The sequence below is a fragment of the Alkalimarinus coralli genome, assembly GCF_023650515.1.
Classification (GTDB): Bacteria; Pseudomonadota; Gammaproteobacteria; order Pseudomonadales; family Oleiphilaceae; genus Alkalimarinus; species Alkalimarinus coralli.
In genome coordinates this window covers 3697309-3720963 of sequence record NZ_CP096016.1, presented here as the reverse complement: position 1 = coordinate 3720963, position 23655 = coordinate 3697309, and the positions used below count along the sequence as shown (strand labels likewise).

Here is a 23655-nt window from a genome sequence, read left to right as displayed (position 1 = left end):
GCGATTAAAAGCTTTTAGTGAGCTGTATCGCCAACGCATAGGCGCTTAGCTCGTAAGTCCCTTGCAGGTTAGAGAAACCTATTTTATCGCCGTTTACCTTGTAGTCGTGTTCATTAACTTTAACGTCATCAATCACAAGATAGCCCAGCGCGCCGTCAATCACCCAATCGCCTTCCATTTTGTATTGAGTGCCCAGGGTGAACCAGTTACGGTCTGTGCCGGGTACACGCGCAGTACGGAACTCTTTTTGAATGGGGGACTCATCATACGCGTACCCTGCTTTGATCAGGAAGTTCGGTGTATACGCATAAGATGCACCCACTGAAAATGCCCAGGTATTTTCCCAATGCTCAGGTACGTGACCGATCATGCCCTGTTGGCCGTATTTAGGTCCAGCCAGTGCGGAAACAGGACCAACTCCAGCGCTTTCATTGCTGAAAATATCAAGGTTTTCAAACTGAGACCAGCGTGTCCAGGTTGCACCTGCGTAAAGTGTCCACTCGCTATCCAGCTTCTGCATCAGGCTTAACGTTGCGCTTTCTGGCAGTGTTAGCGGCACCATCGCTTTTTCAGAGAAGGTCTGATAGCTGATAGGTGGGTTTGTGCCGGTAGCAACCGGTACATTGGTGATAGAAGCATTACCTTCCAGCTCAATTTCGACTTTAGATTTGTAGTTAAAGCCAATCGTCGTGTCAGCTGTTGGCTGGTACATCACGCCAAAGTTCCAGCCTGCTGCAGTATCGTCTCCTGATACGTCAAAATGTCCTTCTTTGATCAGGCTAGAGGGTATACCGGTAGGAGGTAACGCCAGTGCCGAGTAGTCCTGAAATTTGGTTAACGTGCCTTCTGCGTGAATAATATCGATGCCCAAACCTACAGACCACTCGCTGTTAACTTTGTAAGCGATGGTTGGTTGTACCGCAATCGCTTTCAGCTCGGTTTTGTCGGCAAAGAATCGGCCAACAAAGTCATCATTGTAGTCACCCGTTGTGCCAAATGGCGCGAAAACACCAATACCGGCTGACCACTTGTCGTTAATCGGGGTTGAAACATAAAGGTTTGGTACGACGGCCAAATCAACAAAGTCCCCACCCATTGAGCCGTCAACTGGCTGACCAAGGGTGTTGGTGGCACTGCCTTTGAAGTCGGTATCTACGTTAATCAGTGCTACACCGCCGGATACCTGTGCCTTATCAAGATAGGTTAAGCCCGCAGGGTTAAAAAACAGTACGGTGGCATTTTCCGGGTTAGCAGCTGCACCCGCATTGGCTGTGCCCATTGCAGAAGCGCTTTGCTCGTTGAGCGCATAACCGGCTGAAAATGAAATCGATGGAAGCGCAGCGAGAGAGAGTGCGCTCACTACTTTAGAAATAGACCTTACTCTTTGAAACATACTACAACTACCTTACTACATTTTTAAAGGATAGATGCTCAGGTGGGCAGTGCTCATAAACTGAGCTGCTTTTAGGATGTTGTATTTATTTTTAGAGGGTTACCTGGGCGTGCCGGGCGCATTATACGCAATTTTGTGTGAAATGCATCACGATAGATTTGTGATGTGGTTCTGTCTGATGGTTTTAGCTTTAAGATATTGCGCTAACTAAGTATCATCAGCTAATTCCATAAGAAATCAAGGAGGATTAAACAATGGCATTGAGGGGGATTTAATATGTTAAGAATGATGCTTGCCAGCATTTTACTTAGCCTACCGTTATGTGTCTTTTCTCAGTCTAATATGGAGTTGGTGTATTCTGAATTGAAACTGAGATTGCCAGGCCAATTTACGCTGATTGGTGCTCTCGGTGACATGGGTGAGCAAGAGGATATACTCGTCTTTAGGTATGGCGATAAACTGGGAAAGAATTACATTGCTTTTTCAGATATGACTAACGATGCATCGATTGAGTACGGTTGTTCAATAAATGTTTTCTACAACGACCTTTTCTCCAATAACCCTGATACCCGCTGTAATAATGAGAATCTCGATTTAATGCGTAAAGTCTTTATCGAAAATAAAGAGGCCGCTGTATGGACAATCAATGGTTATGTAGTGAACTATTCGTCAGGTAAAAACAAATCCTTTGTCTTCGTTAGTGGAAAAAATGGTAAATTGGTAGGAATAGAATCAGATTTTATCGATAAAAAAACCTACCAAAATATGCTTAAAGATATATAGCAAACAATATTGGCCCAAGGTTTATAGCTGAGGGCCGTTTTAAAAGATGTTTCTACCGTTAATGGTCAGAGGGCGATATCCCGTTGTAACAGTATTCCTTAGTGCCATGCTAGTGAGCTGAATTGCTCGCTTCTCAAATTTGACCCCTGTCATTTTATTTCATCTCTTTCTACAAGTGCGACACTTTGTCACTGTTTGAGCGCTTTTAGAGCTGTTAATCTACCCGGTTAAAAATACCAAAACACTGCTATCTATCTGATTAATATGTGTTTTTAGCTATATTAATTGACTCTTATCAAACGAAACCTCGTACATAAAATATACAGTCTGCAAAATTATTAATTCAGTGAAGGTTTAATTATGTTTAAGCGTAAAGTGCTATCTCAAGTGGTTGCGGCAGCGGCCGTATCATCGTTTTTAGTCGGTTGTGGCAGTAGTTCTAGTTCAGGGTCTGCCGCTTCAACTACCACAGATATAGAGGGCAGTGCATTTGCTTCTTATGTATCGGGTGCCAAGGTTATGGCAATGGCCGGTGTTAACGAGATAGCAGGCCCGGTTACCACAACTGCGAACGGTGGTTTTAAGTTAGCTATTCCGAATGAACATTTGAAGAGTGACCTTGTATTTAAGGCAACAGGCGGAACCTACACCGACGAAGCAACCGGAGAACAAGCTGCATCTGGAGAGCTTTCGGTTATGGCGGGTGCGGGTACACTAAAGGCGGGTTCATCTATTCATGCAACGCCTTCTTCAACCATTATTAGTAAGCTGATGGCTGAGCATGGGTTGTCAAAAGACGCAGCAGAAAAAGCCTTTAATGACGCGTTTGGCTACCTGCCTGATACTTCGGTTGCTCCTGTTGATGCAACGAAGGCTAGCGATGCAGAAGATGCGAAGAAGTTAGCCGGAGTTAGAGCGGCTGCGTTTAGCCAGTTGTTGAAAAATCTAGGCCTGGACAAAGGCGACCACTCAGCACTTCTGGCTGCTCTGGCAGAAGATTTGGCGGATGGTACTGCCGACGGCAAGAAAGATGGCCAAGCAGTGAATGTTGATGGCACAGCGGGAGCCATGGCATTGAAGGCTGATATTGCAAACAAGTTTGCTACCGCTTTGTATGACTTTGCTAACAATGCAGACATGAACAAATCTGGCCTCAATACAGGTCAGGTTGGGTTGATCAAATTCAATACTAAAGCGGTCAGTGAGAACTATACCTTTGAGTTAACGCCTCCTAAGATGACTCAGGTCGGCCAGGCAGTGTACACGCTAAAAGTTACTAACAATGCCGATAGTTCCGTTTTTGCCAATAAGCCGGTATCAATGACGCCAATGATGTATATGGCGGCAGGGCATAAACACAGCACCCCTAATACTGGATGCACGGATACAAATGATCAGGGTGTAGCAACTTGCACAGCATATTACTTAATGGCTTCAGCTATGGGGAACGGCGATGTAATGGGCAACTGGGAGCTTAAGTTCTCAGTGGGTATGGGTGATGATAAAGAAAGCGTTCACTTCTTCCCTAAAGTGATGATGGCGATGGGGGATACTGCCAGAGGGACATTGAAAGGTGACTCAAACGACCAGATTGCTATGGGAGATATGGCTATGTCTCGTAACTATAATATCTTCAACAATGGCTTAGCCGGAATGGGGGATATGCGTAGCGCTGAATTCTTCATATCTGCACAGGAGAGTATGATGAGCTTTCCAGCATTAGTTGATGGTGTAGAGCTGAATACGGGTACAGCTTATGCCATGACGCCGAACAATATTATAGTAGAAGTCAGTACTGATAATACGGCATGGGTTAAGGCAACCACAAATGATGATGGCTTGTGGATGGCTAAACCTTTAGCAGGGTTAGTTGATGGTGAAGAGGGCAAGTTATACGTCAAGCTTTCTGTTGACGGAAATGAAAAAACGACAGACGGTAAAACTGCTGAAGTAGATAATGTTGCAGCCGAGTTTACGGTAACGCCTGGTGCAGGCTCCATGAACATGTCAATGTAAGCAGGCCTCCCCATGAGTAATAGACGTACATGGGTCAACAACGCGCTGTCTATCAGCGCGTTGTTGTTATCCTCCTCAACGGTATATGCCGCTTCTTGTTGTGGTGGCGGTAACGCAACCTCGCTGGTGCTCCCGAAGTTTGGCAATCAGATGATTGATGTTTCATTTGATATGGAAGACTACAAGGGGTACTGGAATCAGGATGGCGACTATAAAAAAGACCCCGATGGTTCAGACCTGAATCAATACCGTTTGAACTTGGGTTATGCCCACCGTATCGCAGATAACTGGCAAGCCAGCATCACACTGCCTTATGTCTGGAATGACAATACCTATCCGGGCATTACCTCAAAAGAGAATGGTCTGGGCGATATGAGTGCCAGCTTCTGGTACGAGACCTTTGACCAAGTGACCTGTGTTTATCAGGTGAATAGCATTGCTGATTTGAGACCTGCGATTTACGTAGGGGGAACTCTCACCGTACCAACGGGCAAGTCTGCTTATGGTGATGATGCTACCAGTAGTTTTGATATTACCGGCAGAGGTCTGTATCGTTTTGATGCCAACCTGCTGATCGAAAAAACGGTTTATCCGTTTACGGCCACGCTACAAGGGTCTTATGGAAAGTACCTGGAGCGTGATGTGAATCAGGAATATGGCTCTCCTGTCGAGCCCTACAAAAAGAATTTGGGTGATCGCACCTTTGTTTCGGCATCGGTGGGCTATACCTATTTCCTTGAAGAGCTGGATACACTAACCTTTACAGCCGCATTTGCTGACTTGCGTGAAGGTGAAGGTGAAATCGATGGTGTCTCTGACCCGCTAACCGAGTTTGAGAAACAGTCCGTTGCGTTCACCACAGCTTATGCCTCATCTGACTTGCGCTGGGTAGTAAAAGGCACGTTCAGCCACGCTCTGAGAAGTGATGGAAGGGGTGAGAATTTCCCAACGACTGATATTTTAACCTTAGGGGTAAGTTATGCGTTTTATTAAATTATTGTGCATTGCACTGACCCTGACTGTGCTAACCGGATGTCTTGATGATCTGAAGTCTGACAGCAAAGACCTTAGAACTGACACCTCGACAGGCGGCGAAAACTCAGCCCCAGCTCTGGACTTTATGGAGTTGACCACTGAGAGCGAAACGGTTCAGCTCAGCACAGAGCTAATGAGCAATGATGCGGTGGTGCTTTATTACACGATGTGGTGCCCTATCTGCGACAGCCATATGAGCCATCTGCGCAATAATATTATCGACAACTATCGTAATGTACGGTTTCTCATCGTTGATTATGTTTCCGGTACGGTTGCTCAGTCACGAAACTCTCAGGTTTCCAATGGATACGCATCGCTAACCGTGTTGGCAGATACTGATCAGTCATTGATTGAACAGTTCAATGCCACGATGGGCACGACAGTGGTGATTGATGATCAGAATAAAATACTGATGAATGAAGACTATAAGAACGGCGCTAGACTGGCTGAAGTATTGGAGGCGCTATAATGGTACACACACAATCAACACTTCAATCAGTCACCCGGTTGTTAGTTATTGGCCTGCTTGGGTTGTTCTCTGTGTCGGCTTTGGCAAGTCCGGCTTATGACGCAATGAAGGCGAAAAAGCCGGAGCAGGTCGTACAGGCACCTGACTTTTCATTAACCACGCTTGATCAGCAAGCGATTAATCTGTCTGATTACAAGGGTAAGGTGGTCGTGCTGAACTTCTGGGCAACCTACTGTATTCCCTGCCGAATAGAGATGCCATCGTTAGAAAAGTTCTCGCAGAAACATCAGGCTAATGATGTAGAAGTGGTCGCAATATCTCTTGATGAAGGCAAAGAAAAAGCGATACAGAGTTTAGTTAATAAAATGAATCTGACGTTCCCTATTGCTTTAGAAGGGCAATCCGCTGGCGATAACTATCAAGTATCCGTGCTCCCGGTTACTTATATTATCGGCAAACAAGGCGAGTTGCTGGCTAGAGTTGTAGGCGATAGAGACTGGGCCAGTGAAGAGGCTGATCAGTTGGTAAAAGCAGTATTAGCAGGGGAGTAACTCCCCTCGCTTCTTATTCATCTAAATCATCCTAACGCCCTCAGTTCATATTAGCTTGCCGCATAGATCATATTCACATCACAGAACGGCTATTTTCCCAACCTATTTTCCCAATAATTGACCTACGCTAAGCCAATTAAGACTGGTTCATGGCTTTATCGTAGATTAATATCTATTTATAAGTAGATTAAGATTCTTTAGTAAAAATAAATACAATTCTATTGAGTTCTGCAGGGTAAAATCCGGAGGGAGTATGAAGACGGTAGTAAGCATCAGCCTGGGAAAAGATGCGCTTGATTATGATTTTCAAACAGAGTTCTTGGGGCAGCGATTCAGAGTCGTCAGAATTGGCACCAACAATGATGTCAAGAGAGCCGAGAAGCTGCTCAGAGAGTGGCAATCAAAAGCGGATGTAATCGGCCTCGGGCGGGTTCGAGAGCACTACAGCGTTGGCACTCGTAACTTTATCCAGAAAAGCACTCGCAGGCTGGAGAAGTGCGTTAGTCAGGTTCCTGTCACTACGGGGGCGACATTAAGAGGTATTTTGCACGAGTGGGCCATTCGCCACACGCAAATTGAGCAAGGTAACTTTTTTAACAACTCAAGAGTTCTGTTCTTGAACGGTGTCACCAACTACAAGGCTGCGGTGGTACTTAACGAGTACACCGATAACCTCCAGTTCGCCGACTCGGTTCTACAGCTCGGCATCCCTAAATTCATTACCTCACTCTCAGGCCTGGAGCTGTTTGCAGCGGGTACGCACCCGCTTAACAAATGGTCTTCTCCTCATGTTCTTTCGCCTAAAGTTATCGCACTGAAAGAGTGGAACCGCTTTATCATTAAAAAGGCGGCTCAAAAGGCGGATGTGATTGCGGCGGCCTATGAAGAGATAGAGGACTTCTCGCTGGAAGAGCTGGGCGGGAAAACGCTTTTGACGTCAACCATCTCAGATGAACGCCTTGATCGACTTAAACTGAAAGGCGTCAACATGGTGGTGGATATGTGTCCGCAGCTATTTGATGTGACGGTTGGTATCAATGTTATCGAGGCGATGATTTTAGCCGCACTGGACAAAAAGCCTGGCGAGCTAACCCTGGACGACTATCTTGAAATATTGTCGTCGCTAGAGGCAGAACCTCGCATACTTTATCCGGCCGGTTACAAGCGGCTTAACCGTTTTGCATTTGTTATTCACCCGCTATCGCAGCAGTACTTCCGCAATGCCAAGCCGCTTGACCTGGTTGCCAAGTTCTCGCCTCCGGTAGTGATGAATACGGTCGAAAAGGCGATGGCCTACGCGCCTCCGTTTGTTTACTCACACGTATCGGGTATTAAGTCGCCCACTGGTGATGAGGCTGAAGGCTGGTTGATTACGGTTGGTGGAACCCCAAAAGAGATTATGGCGCACAGCCCTGAATTTACTTACCGTCGACTATTGGCCGCAGCACGCATGGCCAAACGGCTGGGGGCGCAAATTATGGGGCTTGGCGCATTTACCAAAGTCGTTGGGGATGCCGGTGTTACCGTAGCAAAAAGGGCTCCTCTGCCAATCACTACGGGTAATAGCTACAGTGCATCTGGGGCGTTATGGGCCGCTAACGAAGCCACCAAGCGCTTAGGTCTTGTTAAGGTTGATAAAAAAGGCAAGGTTCAAGGTAAGGCGATGGTGGTCGGCGCGACCGGTGCCATTGGCTCTGTCTGTGCTCGTTTGCTCGCCAAAGCCGTTGTTGAAATACACATGGTTGCTCCCGAAACAGCCAAACTTTTAGCGCTTAAAGAGACTATTCTAAAAGAGACACCAGACGCCAAAATTCATCTAGCCACCTCTGCTGATTCAGATAAAGGGCTGGCAGATATGGATATGATCGTAACGGCAACCTCCGGTGCGGGTAAGAAAATACTCGATATTATGAAGGTTAAGCCAGGTTGTGTGATTACTGATGTCGCAAGACCATTGGATATTCCTGCCAGTGATGTGGCCAAGCGCCCTGATGTACTGGTCATCGAGTCGGGTGAAATTGAGTTGCCTGGGGAGGTGAAGATGAAGAATATCGGTCTTCCCCAGAATGTCGCTTATGCCTGTTTGGCTGAAACCATTGTGCTGGCACTGGAAGGGCAGTTTGAGAACTTTACCGTTGGCCGCAATATCGAATGGGAGAAGGTCAAAGAGATCTATAAACTGGGCCTTAAACACGGCATGAAGCTCGCCGCGATTTCTGGTGTGAATGGTGTTTACTCAGACGAAGATATTCAGCGAGTTAAAGAGCTTGCTGAGAAGAAGCGGGCTGAGATTAAAAAGCAAGAAGATACCAAAGTCGTCAAGTTGAAAAAGCCTCGTTCGACAAAGAATAAAGCCGCTGTTTGAGCGGACTAACTCGGCGCAGCTGAGGTTGCGCCTATTAACCAATAAAGGTGGCCCGAAATGGCCACCTTTTTTATTGCCTGTATTGAGCTGTAAGAGGGCGCCCCGCGCCCGATAAAATGTTATCAGCAGACGGGCAATATAGAGCTCGAAGCGGGAGAGTACTTACTTAAATAGTAATTCATCGAAGTAAATGAATGGTGTTCTATACGATGACTGTCTTGCTAATAATTTCCCTATGAGTTGCATTAAAATTATTTAGAGGTACACTTGTTCGCTCAAATATTGAGGTTAAGAGCATGAGTATATCGATAAACAGAGCTGACTTTATACACACTGCATGGCGCTGGTTGGCCCGTAATGTAACCAATAACAGTAGTTTTTCTGCATACTTTGAACCGCTCGTTCAAATGTTTTACACGCAGTGGCGTGCCGACCGATTTAGAAGTAATGTAATTGATGTACGCCGAGAGTCGGCAGATATGTATTCACTGGTGATCAAGCCTAATAAGCGCTGGCAAGGGTTTGAGGCTGGGCAATACATAGAGCTGACAGTCGAAAAAGAAGGCGCGTGGGTGAGCCGCTTTTTTAGTATTTCCAGCAGCCCTGCTTATTTTGAACAAAGCGGCTTAATTGAACTGAGTATACGGATTCAGGAAAACGGCCAAATTACCCCATGGTTACCTCAGGCGCTCAAGGCGGGAGGGGTGGTGAATATCTCTCAGGCTGCCGGTGAGTTCTGCCTGGAACGAGCGCTAACCCCAACATTAATGATTGCGGGTGGAAGCGGTATCACGCCATTTCGGTCGATGTTGCAACAACTGGCACGTCGTCGAGAAGTCGTTTCTCAGCCCATTAGCTTGCTGTATTACGCCCGAAGCAGCGAGCATTTTTTATTCCGAAACGAGTTAAAAACCTTTCAACAGCAACTTCCCGGCTTAGTGGTGCACTTTATTGACACCCGTGATGTAGGGTTCTTTAGCGAGGCTCATTTACTGAGCTATTGTGAAGATTTTCGTTCGCGTGACGTTTATATCTGCGGTCCCAGCCCGATGATTGTACACGCGCGAAAGGTGCTGCAAGGCCAAGGCGTCAAGCAAGAGCAAATTCACTATGAGTTCTTTGGCCCTGAGCCGGTGTCATTGGATGAAGACCGCGAGGCATCCAACGTATTGTTCCAACAATCGGGTAAACAAGTCACAACCGATAAAGATCAGGTAAAAACCTTACTGGCATTAGCAGAAGAGGCACAAATCAAACCGGTGACCGGGTGTCGTATTGGCGTCTGCCACCAGTGTATCTGCCAGAAAAAAAGCGGCGTTGTGTATAACAGCAAAACCAAAACCTATAGCGATACCGGCCAGGAAGATATTCAGTTATGTGTCAGCGTACCTGTCGCAGATGTTGTGTTAGAGCTTTAGTCGAAAACTTAAGGATTTAGTATGAGTACTGCAACCAATAATGCCAGGCCCGATAGTGCAACGCTTGATGCGTTTGCTCAGGACTTGGATCAGATACGATCTACCACGATGGAAAAAGTCGGCCAGGAAGATGCCAACTATATTCGTAACGTGATAAGAGTCCAAAGAATCAGTGAGATTGGCGGGCGTGTCGCTTTAGTACTGGGTTTTTTAAGCCCCATCTGGTGGGTTGTAGGGGTGTTGCTGCTGACGCTGGCAAAGATTCTCGACAATATGGAAATCGGCCATAACGTCATGCATGGTCAATACGACTGGATGAACGACCCCAACATTAATGGCAAGCGTTTTGAATGGGATCATGCCGCTGACTCCGACTCCTGGCGGCGTTACCACAACCATGAACACCACACCTACACCAATATTATCGGCAAAGACCGTGACTTCGGGTACGGGCTATTACGCTTAAGTGACGATACCCGGTGGAGACCGAAAAATCGCTGGCAGATTCTTACCTATCTAAACTTGAGCATACTGTTTGAGCTGGGCGTGGCGTATCACGAAGTAGCCGGTGAGCGAATTTTTATGGGTAAGCGACGCAAAACCAGCAACTTGCCGATTACCCGCAAAGAGCTACGAAATGCCTTTTTCAGCAAAGCAGGGCGACAGTTCTTTAAAGATTATGTGTTTTTCCCGCTGCTCTGCTTCCCCATGTTTTTGCCTGTTTTGGCCGGTAACTTTTTAGCCAATATACTGCGAAATTTATGGACCAGCACGGTGATCTTTTGCGGTCACTTCACTGAAGATATTCACACGTTCAAAATGGAAGAGTGTGAAAATGAAACGCAGGGCGAATGGTACTATCGACAAATCCTCGGCTCATCGAACTTCGAAGGCAGCCGATGGTTACATATTTTAAGTGGGCATTTAAGCTGTCAGGTAGAACATCACCTGTTCCCTGATGTGCCTGCCCACCGCTACCCGGCCATGGCGAAAGAAGTCGAAGCCGTGTGCCGTAAATACAATATCCCCTACAACACCGGCTCATTTGGCCAGCAGTATTTAACCGTCGTTAAACGGGTATTGAAATACAGCCTGCCGCCAAAGCAGGTTCCGATTGAAGCGTAGAGTGCCGTTGTAGATATCGACAAAAAGCCCGTAATGGGCTTTTTTGCTTTTAAGGTCTGTGAGTACCTTCCCTTCTTTTCACAACCCCTCTCTCTATTGCTTCAGCTAGCACTGCACATAAGACATGGTTAGTTTTTAAATGTTAACGTAGTTGCTGTAGTGGTGAGGCATTTATTTGGTGCCAGGTAAATGGGTGCTGCGTGGGTGAGGCATATCGTTAATTGTGATTGTGTTAGGGGAGAGGGGTTTGTTATAACTGATTTAGTTATTGTTGAATGGGTAGTTGTAGATATTAGCACCTGATATTGGATGCGGGCATGTGATGTCTAGTATTTCGTGGATATTCTCATGAATTAGTTGTTATAAATCTCAACCGGAGATCTCATGGAGATAGAGAGCATAGCCATAGAGTTAGATAGATTGTCAGAGGCAGTAGGTCTTGGGCAGTTTGATGAAGCTATGAATGGTGTTGATATTTTGTATCAACAGGTGAATGAAAGCGCTGAAAGAAATACTCAGTTTTTCACTATAATATCTAATATTGCTAGCATATTCATTGATGTTGGACACATGAAGCCATGTGCTGACTCAGCTAAAAAAGGTTTAGATATTCTCAATGAATACAAGGATGAGGTAATCGAAAAGATTGGAGAAGATGCTTACTTCTATAATTTGAGTAATGCGAAATCAAATTTAATCAGTGAGAAGAACCCATTTAAACACACCTTTTCTACAATCGAACAACTTGTAGAGATAAAAACAGACCTTTGGAAGGCGATTAAATCATTTAGTGATACTAACTCTGGAAAAATTGAGCCAATCTATATTGTCAATTTAGGAAATTCCTTGAAGCAGCAATTTCGCATAGCGGAGGCTATGGAATGCTACGATCTAGTTAATTCATTAAATCGTGATATCCCGCAATCGTGGATCAACAGGTCTGCAACTCTTATTATGCTAAATCAAGTTTCGAACACTTTTTCAATACAAATGCTGGAGCAGATTAAAAATGGGTATGAAAATGTGCTTTTATCGAAGGATATCCCTCCCATATGGCTAGATCACTATAGGAATCAGGTTGCATTTCATCAAGATAAGATTAACGAGGCTTGCAAAGAAGCCGGTATTGAGCCTGATTTGCATGATTCAGAAAAAACTAAAAGTGAATATGATGAGCTTAATAATTACAGAAAGTTTTGTTTAGATAATAACTTGAGTTTATCCGAGCATGGTTTGTATTGCCCGTGTGTGGGAAGTTCCAGAGATAACTTAACTATACCTACCGCCGCAGGGGTCGTTGGTGATTCTGTCATTCCTATGGAAATGGTTCTCAACCGATTAAAATCAGAGTTTTCATTCGCGCGACATTTGTATTTTGAATATCTTTCAACAGAGAAAGATTATGAATTGCTCCATGGTTCATGTTTTTCAGAGCTTTTTAATGATGAGCTTCTAGGCATAGATGTTGAGAAACTTAGAACAGCTTTTCGATTATGCTTTGGTATATTGGACAAAATAGGTATAGCTATTTGCGAACTATTTAACCTTTATCCACCTAATGGGAAAGTCTATTTTCAAAGTTTTTGGCAGCTTGACCGTGGCAGTAGAAGGGAGCTTTTTAATCACAACAAAAGCCCTGGGCTACTAGCTTTGTATAGTATTGCTACGGATTTGAATGAAAGAAAAGAAGGTGAGTGGTCATTTTTGAAACAGCTGAGAAATGATTTAGAACATGAGTTTGTGGTTGTTCATAAAAGCGATAATCCAAGTGATATCTATGAATCTTACGAATTCATGGATAGCATAGTATTTATTCAAGAAGATGATTTTATAGAGTATCTCAGACGTATATTGCAATTAACTCGATCTGCAATATTTTCGTTTGTATTCACAGTGCGTGATAAAGCGTTAAAAGAAAAGCAAGATGGGGCTCTTTATCTTCCCAACTGCATCTTTCGGCAAGATTATATATTTGAAGACCAAGATTTATAAGCGCATGCTGTGGAACTGACGCATGCGTTATGAGGATGACAAGCTTAAGTAAGCACCCTTCGGGTCGGTGACAACTGAGAATCATTACCACTCATCTTTAGTTTTCAAATAAACTTCGGCACTTTGGCATAACGTACCAGACCTTGAGCAATCAATGAAACAACAAAAAAAGCGACCGACTGGCCGCTCTTTTGGTTTGATGAAGTGGGAGACCCTTAACTTACACAATATGGTCAGTAGAGAAGTAGTTAGTCTTGCTCCACTTACGGCTGTGGTGCTTACGTACTTTCGAGCGAAGCTTACCATTCTTATAAACATACCCTAAAAAGGTTGTGCCGCGGAATTTGTACTGGGTTGACCAGCCTGTCCAGTAGCTGTAACCACCTGCAATAGTTTTAAGGGCTTTGCTGTCTAGCTCACAGTTAGCGGTTAGGTCTGCAATGTTCAATGAGTTAAGGGCTAAAGTTGTCATCATCGTATCCTCTGAATAAATCTTTTTACGTGTTTTGAGTTTAAGTAGTAGAACCTCTGTGTTGCTTGGTTGGTTCGTACTTAAGGTATTGCAGAGGCTGTGCCAGAGTTTACGTTGAATGATGAAAATATTTTTAACGCGTTGATAATAAATGAGATATTTTTAGTGTCTGGAAATTGATGATCATTTCTCTATGTATTATCAGTTGATTTATGTTGCTTTTATAACGACGAATATTTTGGGTGTGTTTTATATTTAATAACTATTTTTAGCCCACTCGGTTTTCCTCTCTGCCTTATTCCGTTGCCGTGTCGTGAGATGATAATTGTTTGAAAAAAAGCTTAGTTGCATCGTCTCCGGGGAAGTAATGCTCTATGCGTATGTTCTGCAACGTAACATCCAGTGGCGTGCCAAAGGTCGCAATGGTCGAGAATAAACTGAGTTTATGGCTCCCTACGGTAAGCTTTAACTGAACCAGCGGGGTGGCGATATCGCCGACCTCTCTTTTTTGCCAGTCACTCGGTATGGCGTTGTAGCTTAGCAGTTTGTCGAGCAATTCATTTGGGGCGTCTCGATTCGGGCGGAGTAAATGTTCTTTGTGTATGCGTTGCAGAAGAAAAATAGCGACCTCTTCCCAGTTGTCGACAAAGGGGCGATAGCCGTTGTCATCAAAAAATAGCTCCATCATATTGAATGTTGGAGGAAACTTAGCGCCTAGCTCTACCAGTTTTGCAGTTAATGTCTGCTGAGGCTGGTTAGCCATGAGAATATTCCAGTTCTCATCCATTACGATGGCGGGGTAAGGGGCATGGGTATCCAGCATAAAATTAAGTGCAGCGCGAATAGGCGAGAGCGTTGTCGCGTTCAGAGGTGATTCCTGATACTGGTAGCTGAAGCCTGCGGAGGCGAGCAACATATTGGTCTCTTTATAGGGAATATCCATCATTCGGGCTAAATGAAGAATCATCTCCCGACTTGGCTTAGAACGACCGGTTTCCAGAAAACTAATATGTCGGGTCGACACGTCAGACTCCATGGCTAAATCCAGCTGGCTAAGACGCCGACTCTTTCGCAGGTCTTTTAATACTTCTCCAAATGCGGTCACTTAATGACTCCCTAAAAAGAATATATTGGCCTTATCGTTAGGTTGCCTCAATTATCACAGCAAAAACATTACCTCAGAGGTAATTGTTACCTTACACAAAAATAACCACACTGGCATAAGACAAAACAGAAAAAATAGGTCAGAGTAGAATGGCACTTATTTAAGAAATAGTTTGAAGTAAATAAATGGCCCGATACGATGGCTGTCTTGCTTGTACCTTCTAGTTTTCTGTGAACATAGAGTTCGGGCGCAGGGCACCCTCGTACAAAGGCCCTGGCAAAGTGCGTGGCGGCAAAGAAGTAAGAGGGTGCCCCGCGCCCGATAAAACGAATTTTAATAGCAGATGAGTAATATAGGGGCTCGTAGCGGGATAGTACGTACTTAAGAAGTATTTTGTGGAGTAAATAATTGGTGTTCTATACGATGGGTGTCTTGCTAATGATTGCAATTATGGCATAACGTGCCTGGTCTTGATTAAGAAACGGAACAACGAAAAAAGAGCGACTAATCAGCCGCTCTTTTTGTTTGATGAGGTGAGTAACCCTCAACTTATACAATATGATCCGTCGAGAAGTAGTTAGTCTTGCTCCACTTACGGCTGTGGTGCTTACGGATCTTGGAGCGAAGCTTTCCGTTCTTATACACATACCCTAAAAAGGTCGTACCGCGGAATTTGTACTGGGTTGACCAGCCAGTCCAGTAGCTGTAACCACCTGCAATGGCTTTAAGGGCTTTGCTATCCAGTTCGCTGCTTGTTGCTAGGTCTGCAATGTTTAATGAGTTAAGGGCTAAAGTTGTCATAGTCGTATCCTCTGAATAAATCTTTCTACGTGTTTTGAGTTTCAGTAGTAGAACCTCTGTGTTGCTTGGTTGGTTCGTACTTAGGGTATTGCAGAGGCTGTGCCATAACTGACGTTGAGGAATGAAATTATTTTTAACACCTTGATAGTAAAGCGTATATTTTCTGTATTTAGATATTTTTGATCATTGATGGGGGGCGGTTGATTCAATTAATGTTGGCTAAAAAACAACGAATTGAATCGCTATGTTTTAATATTGGAAACAGTCTGAAGGGCTTACTCTGTTTCGGCTATGCTTAGACAGTGATCAAATTTAAGAGCTGGGCTGAACTCTATTTCCCCCTTTTTTCTAGCTTTGAGGAAAAGTTGATGATTTGGCTGCTTAATTGAATAACGCGGAAAGAGGTAATATACTTGACTTATTGTCGATATCGACTCACCGAAAAAATGCCATCCACACGTACCTTTCAAGTGAAGTTCGTCTTCCGCGTGTGGCTCTGGCAACCTAATTAAGTTTATTCTGATTATGCGTTTTGCCATCCTTATTGATGCTGGTTTTGCTAAGACGAAGCTTGGCAACAGAGATAATCCAGCTTCTGCTAACGACTTTATTAGCCTGGTTGATAAAATTAAAGCGCACCCATTTCTAGTTGATAAATACTTACATCGGGTCTATTACTACGATGCTCCTCCTTACTCTAAATCCCACAATATGCCTTTAAATGGTGGAAAACATAACTTCTCTCAAGACCCGCTTACTATTCATAATAAAAAACTACTAACAGAGTTATCAAAGGCGAATCATTTTGCTTTGCGTATGGGGGAGGTTCGTTTCAGGGGGTGGGAGTTAAATCGAGACTCTTTAATAAGTGGCGTTCAGTCTTGTGAGATTACAGCCGACAACTTACGTCCCTCCCTTCAGCAAAAAGGTGTCGATATGCGTATCGGCTTAGATATCGCATCTCTTACCCTCAAGAAACAGGTTGATATAATTGTTTTAGTGACTGGAGATAGTGATTTTGTCCCGCCTATGAAGTTTGCAAGAAAAGAGGGGTTACAGTTGGCGTTGGTGACATTTAACCATTCTGTTCACTCTGATTTGATAGAGCACGCAGACTTGTCACTTGACATTGATTTAGAAGAAACTGAGGAATAATTGACGTTTGTGTACTGCTATCTGATGGCAGTAGGCTTAATTCCTTTTTATTATTTCATTTAGTTTATGAATAGCAAAGTGCCGCACTGAACCAAAACTGCAACCCAAAAGAGCGACCGATTGGCCGCTCTTTTTGTTTGATATGGTTCGTAACCCTTAACTTACACGATATGATCCGTCGAGAAGTAGTTAGTCTTGCTCCACTTACGGCTGTGGTGCTTACGGATCTTGGAACGAAGCTTACCGTTCTTATACACATAGCCTAAAAAGGTGGTGCCGCGGAATTTGTACTGGGTTGACCAGCCAGTCCAGTAGCTGTAACCACCGGCAATAGTCTTAAGCGCTTTGCTGTCCAGCTCGTTGCTTGTCGCCAGGTCTGCAATGTTTAGGTTTGTCGTGTTAAGGGCTAAAGTTGTCATAGTCGTATCCTCTGAATAGATCTTTTTAAGTGTTTTGAGTTTAAGTAGTAGAACCTCTGTGTTGCTTTGTTGGTTCGTACTTAAGGTATTGCAGAGGCTGTGCCAGAATTGACGTTGAACGATGAAAATATTTTTAACTCTATGATGTTAAAGGGTATATTTTCTGTGTTTAGATATTTTCGCTCATTGGCTGGTGTCGGCTGATTTAATTAATGTTGGCTAATAAGCAACGAACTGAATCGCTATGTTTTATATAAGGCAACAGTTGAGTTAATCAGTGTGGTGTCTTGCCCGTTCTGCATCCAGTAGTGCGCGTTTGCGTCCCAGCCCCCAGCGATATCCACCAAGGCCCCCGTCACCTCTTAATACCCGATGACAGGGGACTAGTACGCCAACACGGTTTGCTGCACAAGCCGATGCTGCGGCGCGGAACGCCTTTGGTTGGCCGATTTTTACCGCCAACTCGCTATAGCTAAGTACTTCGCCTTCTGGAATGCTAAGCAGGAACTGCCAGACTTTCATCTGAAAGGCGGTGCCTCTTAGGTCAAGCGGTAGTTCTGGTTGCGGGGCACCTGCGCTGATATGTTGATCCAGTGCCGTAATCCAGTGATCGAGTTCAGGCGCTGACTGAGCAGGTGAAGGTACTATTCCAGCGTTTGGGAACTCCTCTTTTAGCTGTTCCAGCAGTGCTTCCCGATGCTCGCCAAACTGGACAAAACAAACGCCTTTTGAGGTGGCGGCCATTGCCATCAGCCCTAATGCGGTGTCGCGGCAGGCGTAGCTGATGACTTCGCCTGCGCCTCCTGCACGATATGATTTGGGCGTCATCCCTATATTGCGGGTTGTCTCACCATAGACCCGGCTCACCGAGCCATAACCCGAGGCGAAGACGGCGTCGGTGACACGTTCTCCCTTTTTCAATGACTGTTTGAACGTCCTCATTCGAACCGCATCCTGGTAGGCCTTTGGAGAAATACCGAATGCGGCTTTGAACTGGCGTTGCAATTGAGAGGGTGACAGGGATGTTTGGTTGGCCAGCGTGTTTAGCGTCAGCGACTCATCAGCGTGAGACTCAATATATCGCGCGAGCTCTATAAGCGGTTCGATACGCTGCTGGCCATTTGTTGACTGACAGCGCTTGCAGGGCCTAAACCCGGCAGCCATGGCAGATTCTACCGTTGGAAAAAAGCGCAGGTTTTCCGGTAGCGCAGGGCGAGAGGTACAGGAGGGCTGGCAGAATACGCCGGTGGTGATGACGCCGTAGAAAAAGCGCCCGTCACTGGTTTTATCCCGTGACGAAATCGCCTTTCGCATGGCTTGCTCTGATGGCATTTCGTTTGTTGATGACATGTTTATCTTTCGCCCCCGGATGTTGCTGTTTGATGATATATGACCACACCCGCTATGACATTTCTATCCGTTTCTTGCGGGCAATTTGAATGAAGGTATTAATTGTGGCGATTTGCTTACATACTAAAGGAGGCCTTTGCGTTGCTGATCGTGTCGTGAAACGGCCTCTAATATTTGATTAACCTGAAGGCGATTACGATGGATGCAGAACTGATTAATGAGGGTATGAATGCGTTGGCAAAGATAGACCGTGATGTTGCCGAAGCATATGAACGGTTGGGTGCTCCTGCGCCTCGCATTCGACCCAAAGGGTTTGAGACCTTTCTCTCGACCATTGTCAGCCAACAAATATCCACCGAAGCGGCCCAAACAATTTTAGGCCGGGTAAAAAGCATATTGCCTGATATGTCAGCGGACGCGCTATTAACGGTGGCCGATCAGGATTTACGTCAGGCGGGGCTCTCCTTTCGAAAAATTGAATACGCCAAAGGCCTGGCCGAAGCAGTTTATCAGGGACACTTTGATGTGGATGGGTTAGAACAGATGACGGACGAAGAAGCAATAACCGAAATAACCGCTTTACGGGGTTTTGGCCGATGGAGTGCAGAAATATATCTGATGTTTTCACTTAATCGCCGAGATATTTTCCCTGCCGATGACCTGGCGCTACAGGTTGCACTCGGGCGGCTTAAACAACTCACCGATAAACCAACGCCGAAACAAGCACGAGCGTTGATTGAGCACTGGGCCCCGTGGCGTAGTGTTGGGTCGCTGTTCCTCTGGCACTACTACCGGGGCGCACCGGCCTGATATCAGGGGCTTGTTTGCGCTTCCGGCTTGCGATAGAGCGCTTTTAAATCCTCCAGAATCATATAATTAACCGGCACCAGAATAAGCGTAATAGCCGTGGCGAATATGATGCCAAAGCCGAGGGATACCGCCATCGGGATCAGGAACTGTGCCTGCGTACTCTTTTCAAATATTAACGGCATAAGGCCCGCGAACGTTGTCAGTGATGTCAGTAACACCGGGCGAAACCGTGCTGCGCCAGCGTTGCTAATGGCATGTAACATCTCTTTCTGGCGTTGTTTTCCGGCGTTTTGACTGTGACGATTGATGTAGTCGACCAAGACCAGGCTGTCGTTAACCACCACGCCGGATAATGCCAGCATCCCCATTAGGCTTAACAGGGTTAAATCCATCCCCATTATCCAGTGTCCGATGATGGCGCCCATTGCGCCAAATGGAATAACCGACATCACAATGAGTGGTTGCAGGTATGAGCCAAACGGAATGGCCAGCAGTGCGTAGATCACAAATAGCAGTCCTAACATCCCGAGCCATAAGCTGTGAAACGACTCCTGTTGCTCACGGGCCTCACCTTCAAGGGTGTAACTGATGCCCTGATAGCGCGGCAGAACTTCTGCCATAAACTGGTTAATATCACGCTTAATCGCTTCAATATCGGCCAGTTGTTTATTGATGTCGGCGGTGACGTTGAGGGTGCGCGCCCGGTTGATTCGAGTAATTGATGCGGGGCTGGTGCCAGGTAGCAGTTCCGCTACCTGATTAAATGGCACCTCATAACCTGTTGCAGTACGAATCAGCATGGTGTCGAGGCTATTGATGGATCTGCGTTCGCTGGCGGGGTAACGAACCATTACTTTAACATCATCCCGGCCGCGCTGAATTCGCTGCACCTCAAAGCCCCAGAATGCCCTGCGCACTTGCTGGGTTATGTCTGCAAGCGAGAGCCCCAGTAGGTCAGCGGTCGGTTTCAGCTTGATCTGTCGCTCCTGCTTGCCACCCGATAAGCTGTCACCGATATCAAATACGTAGGCGTATTGACTCAAGTGCTGTTTTAATTGATCTGCAACGGCCCTCAGATGCTTAAAACTCTGACCACTTAGCTGAATATCAATCGGATCACCGGAGCGACCGATTTCTGCCCGGTAGGTGAGCGATTCTGCACCAGGGATGTCTCCAATCATTTTGCGCCACTCTCTAACCAGCTCAGTGCTGCCAATATCGACCGTGCGGGTTTCCGGTGATTCGACCTCGAAGAGCACGCGGCCGTTATGGGTGTTGCCACTTCCTGTACCCCCCGCGTGTCCGGTGGACGAGAGAATATTCTTGATCACAGACTTTCCGTTCTCATCTTTGTACTTCTCTTGAAGTGCCTGGGCGGCGACGGTTATCTGCTCAATGTACTGATCGGTGGTTTCAAATGCAGTGCCAGCTGGCATGGTTAATATTGCCCGCGCGGTTTCGCTTTCAACCCTGGGGAAAAAGATAAAACGCGTCCAGCCACTGGTGATGAGCGCGATGATAATAATGCCTGCGCCGATAAAGAGCGATAAAGTCAGGTAGCGGTGAGAGAGGGCTTTTTTCAGTGTGGGTCGATAGTATTTGAGAATGGCGCTTTCAAGACCGTTAGCAATACGTTGTTGGATGCGGGTCAACCATCCCTGCTCTGAGGGAGATGACGGAAGCATCTTAAGGTGTCTTAAGTGGGCCGGTAATATCCACTTTGATTCGACCAGTGAAAACAGCAGTACCGGCACCACTATCAACGGTATCTGGCCGAACAATATACTGCGCCGACCCTCAATCAGCGCCAGCGGAATAAATGCCGCAATCGTGGTGAGTACGCCAAATGTGACGGGCACTGAAACTTCCTGTGTGCCACGAATAACCGCATCCATCGGGTTATCATGGTGCTGAAAGTGAGCGTAGATATTTTCGCCGGTGACGATCGCATCATCTACCACAATCCCCAACACCATAATAAAGGCGAACAGGCTAAATATATTTAGGCTCACATCGAAAAACGGCATTGTTAAGAAGCCCCCCATAAAACTGATGGGGATACCGAGGCAGACCCAGAATGCGACGGCTGGGCGTAGAAACAACGCCAGCAGAACCAGCACCAGTACGCCTCCCTGAAGGGCGCTGTTGATCAAGGTATTCAGTCGGCCTTTGACAATACGTGAGCTATCTCGCCAATAGCCAACCGAAATACCTTCCGGCATCCGCTGGTTGACCTCTTCAACATAGGCTTTGACTGCATTGGCAATGGTGATGGCACTTTGGTTGCCGACTCGGTAAACCTCAATAAGTACCCCTTGACGGTTGTTAAAGCGAATCTTGACCGGGTTTTCTTCAAAGCCATCATTGATCACTGCCAGGTCTTTGAGTGTTAGCCGCGTACCGTCTTCGCGAGTCAGGACGGTGATCTTTTCAAAGTCTTCCTGCTGGTAGGCCTGGCCTTTGGTTCTGATGAATATTTCTCCACCTGCCGTACGCACGCTGCCAGCCGAGAGGTCAAACGAACCTTTTTGTACCGCATCGGCAATATCTGCCATTGAAAGGTTGTACTCACGCAGTGTTCGCTCCGGTATTTCAATTGCGATCTCGTAGGCGCGAGTTGATTCGAGAAATACCTGGGTGACTTCTGGCAGGTTGTTTAGTTCATCCCGTACCTGTTCGGCAACAATTCTTAACTCTTTTTCGGACTGCTCTCCCGAGACCACGACACTGATCACTTCTCGCCGGTATTCTGCAATGGCAATCGAGGGGCGATCTGCGTCAGCCGGGAAGTCATTAATGGCGTCAACCCGACTTTTTATATCGTTGAGTAAGTCCCGCTTGTCGTAACCATCTTCCAGTTCAGCTGTGACAACGCCGGCACCTTCAAATGATTGGGAGGTTATTTTTTCAATGCCTTCAAGATCAAAAATCGCCTCTTCGATCAGAATAGAAACCCCTTCTTCGATCTCTTCAGGGGATGCGGCTGAATAGCCAACGGCGATGTTGATCGCGTCTCGCTCTATGTTGGGGAATACTTCGAGAGGAATCAGTTTGGCCAAGGAGAAACCGCCTAAGCCAAGAATTGTCAGCATTAACAGGTTAGCGGCGACTGCATTTCGGGCAAACCAGGCAATAAGGCCGTGCATTATTGACTCCTGATCTTTACGCGGGTGCCAGAAACAGGGTTGCCTAATGGCGTCGTGACTAGCCACTCACCTTCGTTCAGCTGGCTGTTAACGACGGCATTTGTTTCATCACTCCAGATGATCTCGACGTCCCTGCGGACAAGTTGCCCGTTTTCGACCAGCACCACCGTTTTACCCTGATAGAGCGCATCGCGAGGAATAGTAAATACGTCATCCAGTGTACGAGCTTTAATCGACGCTTCTATAAACTGACCAATTTTCAGTGGGGGAGCCCCGTCTTCCCGCTGGCGGTAGGGGTCATTGATCTGGGCAATGACATAGAGTTGGCGGTTATTGCTATCAAGGGCGCTTTCAGCTCTACTGATAAAACCTTTCCAGGAGAACTGTTTACGGCCCTGACGGGCAATTATCTCAACGTCAGGCCCTTTGCGGGTTGCTGCCTCTTCGCCTCTATATTGCTCAGGTATGGTCAAGTGCTCTACCTGTCGCGGACTCAATGGCAGGCGGACTTCTACATAATCAACGGCGTAGATATCGGCTAATTCGGTGTTAGTTGATACGAACTGCCCGACATCAACCTTTTTGTCGACGATTCGGCCTGCATAAGGGGCTGATATCTTAGTGCGTTGCAGGTCAAGTTTGGCCTTATCAAGTGATGCGCGGGCGGAGGCGACCCGTGCCTTTGCCGCCGCCAGCTGAGGTTTTCTGAGCACCAGCTCTGAGGCCGCTTTACCTCTGCCGATGCGTTTCCAGTTTGCCTCTGCCTGTGTGCCACGCGCCCGTTCTTCTTCGAGTTCAAACTGGGCCTGAACGAGGTCGGACTCGGCCATGATGACTGCGGCCTTATAGTCCCGATCATCGATATGGACGAGCGTTTCGCCTGCTTCAAAAAAACCACCATTTTGAAACCGGGGAGAGACCTGAGTGAGTGTGCCCGATACCTGAGAGACGAGACTGCCTTCAGTACGTGGACGAACCTCACCGTATGCCTTAAGCTGGATGGTGTACTGGCTGCGCGCCAGCTGTATCGCCTCTACATTGAGCAGTGCCTGTTCAGGTGGCCGGGCTTTGCGGGCTTGAGAGGGGTTTTGGGTTATTTTAAACGCAGCAGCAGTACAGACCGCTAACACAATGAGTGGCAGCAGTATCTTAAGGCTTTGTTTTACTCGTTGGTTCATTAACTCAGCAATCCTTCGGTCTGGTGAGTAGTCATGTTTGAATTCTAGTCGTTTTAATCGTTGGCTGTTTTA

The 23655-nt window shown here is 46.2% G+C and carries 19 protein-coding genes; 11 read left to right on the top strand and 8 right to left on the bottom strand.

Features of this window, described 5'->3' with window-relative positions:
* Positions 1 to 4: 4 nt before the first annotated feature.
* Complete coding sequence (locus tag MY523_RS16625; RefSeq protein WP_250655801.1) at positions 5 to 1393, bottom strand: OmpP1/FadL family transporter; 1389 nt, start codon at positions 1391 to 1393, stop codon at positions 5 to 7.
* A 276-nt stretch (positions 1394 to 1669) separates the two neighbouring features.
* On the opposite strand from MY523_RS16625, the gene MY523_RS16620 reads away from it, so the two are divergent.
* The 9 genes from MY523_RS16620 (at position 1670) to MY523_RS16580 (ending at position 13147) form a co-directional block, all read left to right on the top strand.
* Entirely contained in the window at positions 1670 to 2176 is a 507-nt protein-coding gene (locus MY523_RS16620) for a hypothetical protein (RefSeq protein ID WP_250655800.1), read from the top strand.
* A gap of 360 nt (positions 2177 to 2536) precedes the next feature.
* Positions 2537 to 4192: a hypothetical protein gene (locus tag MY523_RS16615; protein WP_250655799.1), complete on the top strand. Its 1656-nt coding sequence runs from the start codon at positions 2537 to 2539 to the stop codon at positions 4190 to 4192.
* Positions 4193 to 4204: 12 nt separating this feature from the next.
* Positions 4205 to 5185: a hypothetical protein gene (locus tag MY523_RS16610; protein ID WP_250655798.1), complete on the top strand. Its 981-nt coding sequence runs from the start codon at positions 4205 to 4207 to the stop codon at positions 5183 to 5185.
* The gene (locus MY523_RS16605) at positions 5172 to 5696 is read left to right on the top strand and encodes a peroxiredoxin family protein (protein WP_250655797.1); all 525 of its coding nucleotides are present in this window, start codon (positions 5172 to 5174) and stop codon (positions 5694 to 5696) included. Before MY523_RS16610 ends, MY523_RS16605 begins: the two co-directional genes overlap by 14 nt.
* On the top strand, positions 5696 to 6247 hold the full coding sequence (locus MY523_RS16600; protein WP_250655796.1) for a TlpA disulfide reductase family protein: 552 nt from the start codon (positions 5696 to 5698) through the stop codon (positions 6245 to 6247). The genes MY523_RS16605 and MY523_RS16600 overlap by 1 nt, the downstream gene beginning before the upstream one ends.
* A 253-nt stretch (positions 6248 to 6500) precedes the next feature.
* Positions 6501 to 8612, top strand: a complete 2112-nt coding sequence (locus MY523_RS16595) for a DUF8754 domain-containing protein (protein WP_250655795.1) — start codon at positions 6501 to 6503, stop codon at positions 8610 to 8612.
* A 296-nt stretch (positions 8613 to 8908) separates the two neighbouring features.
* Positions 8909 to 10030 carry a ferredoxin reductase gene (locus tag MY523_RS16590; protein WP_250655794.1) on the top strand — a complete coding sequence of 374 codons (1122 nt, stop codon included), beginning with the start codon at positions 8909 to 8911 and terminating at the stop codon, positions 10028 to 10030.
* Positions 10031 to 10051: 21 nt separating this feature from the next.
* Positions 10052 to 11155 (top strand): fatty acid desaturase family protein, encoded by a 1104-nt coding sequence (locus MY523_RS16585; protein WP_250655793.1) that lies wholly within the window; start codon positions 10052 to 10054, stop codon positions 11153 to 11155.
* Positions 11156 to 11539: 384 nt separating this feature from the next.
* On the top strand, positions 11540 to 13147 hold the full coding sequence (locus MY523_RS16580) for an LA2681 family HEPN domain-containing protein (protein ID WP_250655792.1): 1608 nt from the start codon (positions 11540 to 11542) through the stop codon (positions 13145 to 13147).
* A 220-nt stretch (positions 13148 to 13367) separates the two neighbouring features.
* Here MY523_RS16580 and MY523_RS16575 read toward each other — a convergent pair whose 3' ends face one another.
* From MY523_RS16575 to MY523_RS16565, 3 genes are all read right to left on the bottom strand, one after another.
* Positions 13368 to 13622, bottom strand: coding sequence for a hypothetical protein (locus MY523_RS16575; protein ID WP_250655791.1), 255 nt, complete (start codon positions 13620 to 13622; stop codon positions 13368 to 13370).
* A gap of 292 nt (positions 13623 to 13914) precedes the next feature.
* A complete protein-coding gene (locus MY523_RS16570) occupies positions 13915 to 14724 on the bottom strand; it encodes a helix-turn-helix domain-containing protein (RefSeq protein ID WP_250655790.1) in 810 nt (269 codons plus the stop codon).
* Positions 14725 to 15273: 549 nt separating this feature from the next.
* Entirely contained in the window at positions 15274 to 15525 is a 252-nt protein-coding gene (locus tag MY523_RS16565; RefSeq protein WP_250655789.1) for a hypothetical protein, read from the bottom strand.
* Positions 15526 to 16050: 525 nt separating this feature from the next.
* Between MY523_RS16565 and MY523_RS16560 the strand changes: the two genes are divergently transcribed.
* A complete protein-coding gene (locus MY523_RS16560; protein WP_250655788.1) occupies positions 16051 to 16680 on the top strand; it encodes an NYN domain-containing protein in 630 nt (209 codons plus the stop codon).
* A gap of 161 nt (positions 16681 to 16841) precedes the next feature.
* On the opposite strand, the gene MY523_RS16555 is transcribed toward MY523_RS16560, so the two are convergent.
* Both MY523_RS16555 and ada read right to left on the bottom strand, forming a co-directional pair.
* Positions 16842 to 17099, bottom strand: a complete 258-nt coding sequence (locus MY523_RS16555) for a hypothetical protein (protein WP_250655766.1) — start codon at positions 17097 to 17099, stop codon at positions 16842 to 16844.
* Between the two features lie 270 nt (positions 17100 to 17369).
* Positions 17370 to 18449 carry a bifunctional DNA-binding transcriptional regulator/O6-methylguanine-DNA methyltransferase Ada gene (ada, locus tag MY523_RS16550; RefSeq protein ID WP_250655787.1) on the bottom strand — a complete coding sequence of 360 codons (1080 nt, stop codon included), beginning with the start codon at positions 18447 to 18449 and terminating at the stop codon, positions 17370 to 17372.
* Between the two features lie 198 nt (positions 18450 to 18647).
* On the opposite strand from ada, the gene MY523_RS16545 reads away from it, so the two are divergent.
* The gene (locus MY523_RS16545) at positions 18648 to 19259 is read left to right on the top strand and encodes a DNA-3-methyladenine glycosylase family protein (RefSeq protein WP_250655786.1); all 612 of its coding nucleotides are present in this window, start codon (positions 18648 to 18650) and stop codon (positions 19257 to 19259) included.
* Positions 19260 to 19261: 2 nt separating this feature from the next.
* On the opposite strand, the gene MY523_RS16540 is transcribed toward MY523_RS16545, so the two are convergent.
* Together MY523_RS16540 and MY523_RS16535 are read right to left on the bottom strand one after the other, a co-directional pair.
* A complete protein-coding gene (locus tag MY523_RS16540; RefSeq protein WP_250655785.1) occupies positions 19262 to 22405 on the bottom strand; it encodes an efflux RND transporter permease subunit in 3144 nt (1047 codons plus the stop codon).
* Positions 22405 to 23583 carry an efflux RND transporter periplasmic adaptor subunit gene (locus MY523_RS16535; RefSeq protein ID WP_250655784.1) on the bottom strand — a complete coding sequence of 393 codons (1179 nt, stop codon included), beginning with the start codon at positions 23581 to 23583 and terminating at the stop codon, positions 22405 to 22407. Before MY523_RS16535 ends, MY523_RS16540 begins: the two co-directional genes overlap by 1 nt.
* Positions 23584 to 23655: the final 72 nt, after the last annotated feature.

Excerpts from the sequence above, each read along its gene's own strand:
- MY523_RS16625 (WP_250655801.1), bottom strand. The coding sequence starts at position 1,393 with ATGTTTCAAAGAGTAAGGTCTATTTCTAAAGTAGTGAGCGCACTCTCT.
- MY523_RS16620 (WP_250655800.1), top strand. The coding sequence starts at position 1,670 with ATGTTAAGAATGATGCTTGCCAGCATTTTACTTAGCCTACCGTTATGT.
- MY523_RS16615 (WP_250655799.1), top strand. The coding sequence starts at position 2,537 with ATGTTTAAGCGTAAAGTGCTATCTCAAGTGGTTGCGGCAGCGGCCGTA.
- MY523_RS16610 (WP_250655798.1), top strand. The coding sequence starts at position 4,205 with ATGAGTAATAGACGTACATGGGTCAACAACGCGCTGTCTATCAGCGCG.
- MY523_RS16605 (WP_250655797.1), top strand. The coding sequence starts at position 5,172 with ATGCGTTTTATTAAATTATTGTGCATTGCACTGACCCTGACTGTGCTA.
- MY523_RS16600 (WP_250655796.1), top strand. The coding sequence starts at position 5,696 with ATGGTACACACACAATCAACACTTCAATCAGTCACCCGGTTGTTAGTT.
- MY523_RS16595 (WP_250655795.1), top strand. The coding sequence starts at position 6,501 with ATGAAGACGGTAGTAAGCATCAGCCTGGGAAAAGATGCGCTTGATTAT.
- MY523_RS16590 (WP_250655794.1), top strand. The coding sequence starts at position 8,909 with ATGAGTATATCGATAAACAGAGCTGACTTTATACACACTGCATGGCGC.
- MY523_RS16585 (WP_250655793.1), top strand. The coding sequence starts at position 10,052 with ATGAGTACTGCAACCAATAATGCCAGGCCCGATAGTGCAACGCTTGAT.
- MY523_RS16580 (WP_250655792.1), top strand. The coding sequence starts at position 11,540 with ATGGAGATAGAGAGCATAGCCATAGAGTTAGATAGATTGTCAGAGGCA.
- MY523_RS16575 (WP_250655791.1), bottom strand. The coding sequence starts at position 13,622 with ATGATGACAACTTTAGCCCTTAACTCATTGAACATTGCAGACCTAACC.
- MY523_RS16565 (WP_250655789.1), bottom strand. The coding sequence starts at position 15,525 with ATGACAACTTTAGCCCTTAACTCATTAAACATTGCAGACCTAGCAACA.
- MY523_RS16560 (WP_250655788.1), top strand. The coding sequence starts at position 16,051 with ATGCGTTTTGCCATCCTTATTGATGCTGGTTTTGCTAAGACGAAGCTT.
- MY523_RS16555 (WP_250655766.1), bottom strand. The coding sequence starts at position 17,099 with ATGACAACTTTAGCCCTTAACACGACAAACCTAAACATTGCAGACCTG.
- ada (WP_250655787.1), bottom strand. The coding sequence starts at position 18,449 with ATGTCATCAACAAACGAAATGCCATCAGAGCAAGCCATGCGAAAGGCG.
- MY523_RS16545 (WP_250655786.1), top strand. The coding sequence starts at position 18,648 with ATGGATGCAGAACTGATTAATGAGGGTATGAATGCGTTGGCAAAGATA.
- MY523_RS16540 (WP_250655785.1), bottom strand. The coding sequence starts at position 22,405 with ATGCACGGCCTTATTGCCTGGTTTGCCCGAAATGCAGTCGCCGCTAAC.
- MY523_RS16535 (WP_250655784.1), bottom strand. The coding sequence starts at position 23,583 with ATGAACCAACGAGTAAAACAAAGCCTTAAGATACTGCTGCCACTCATT.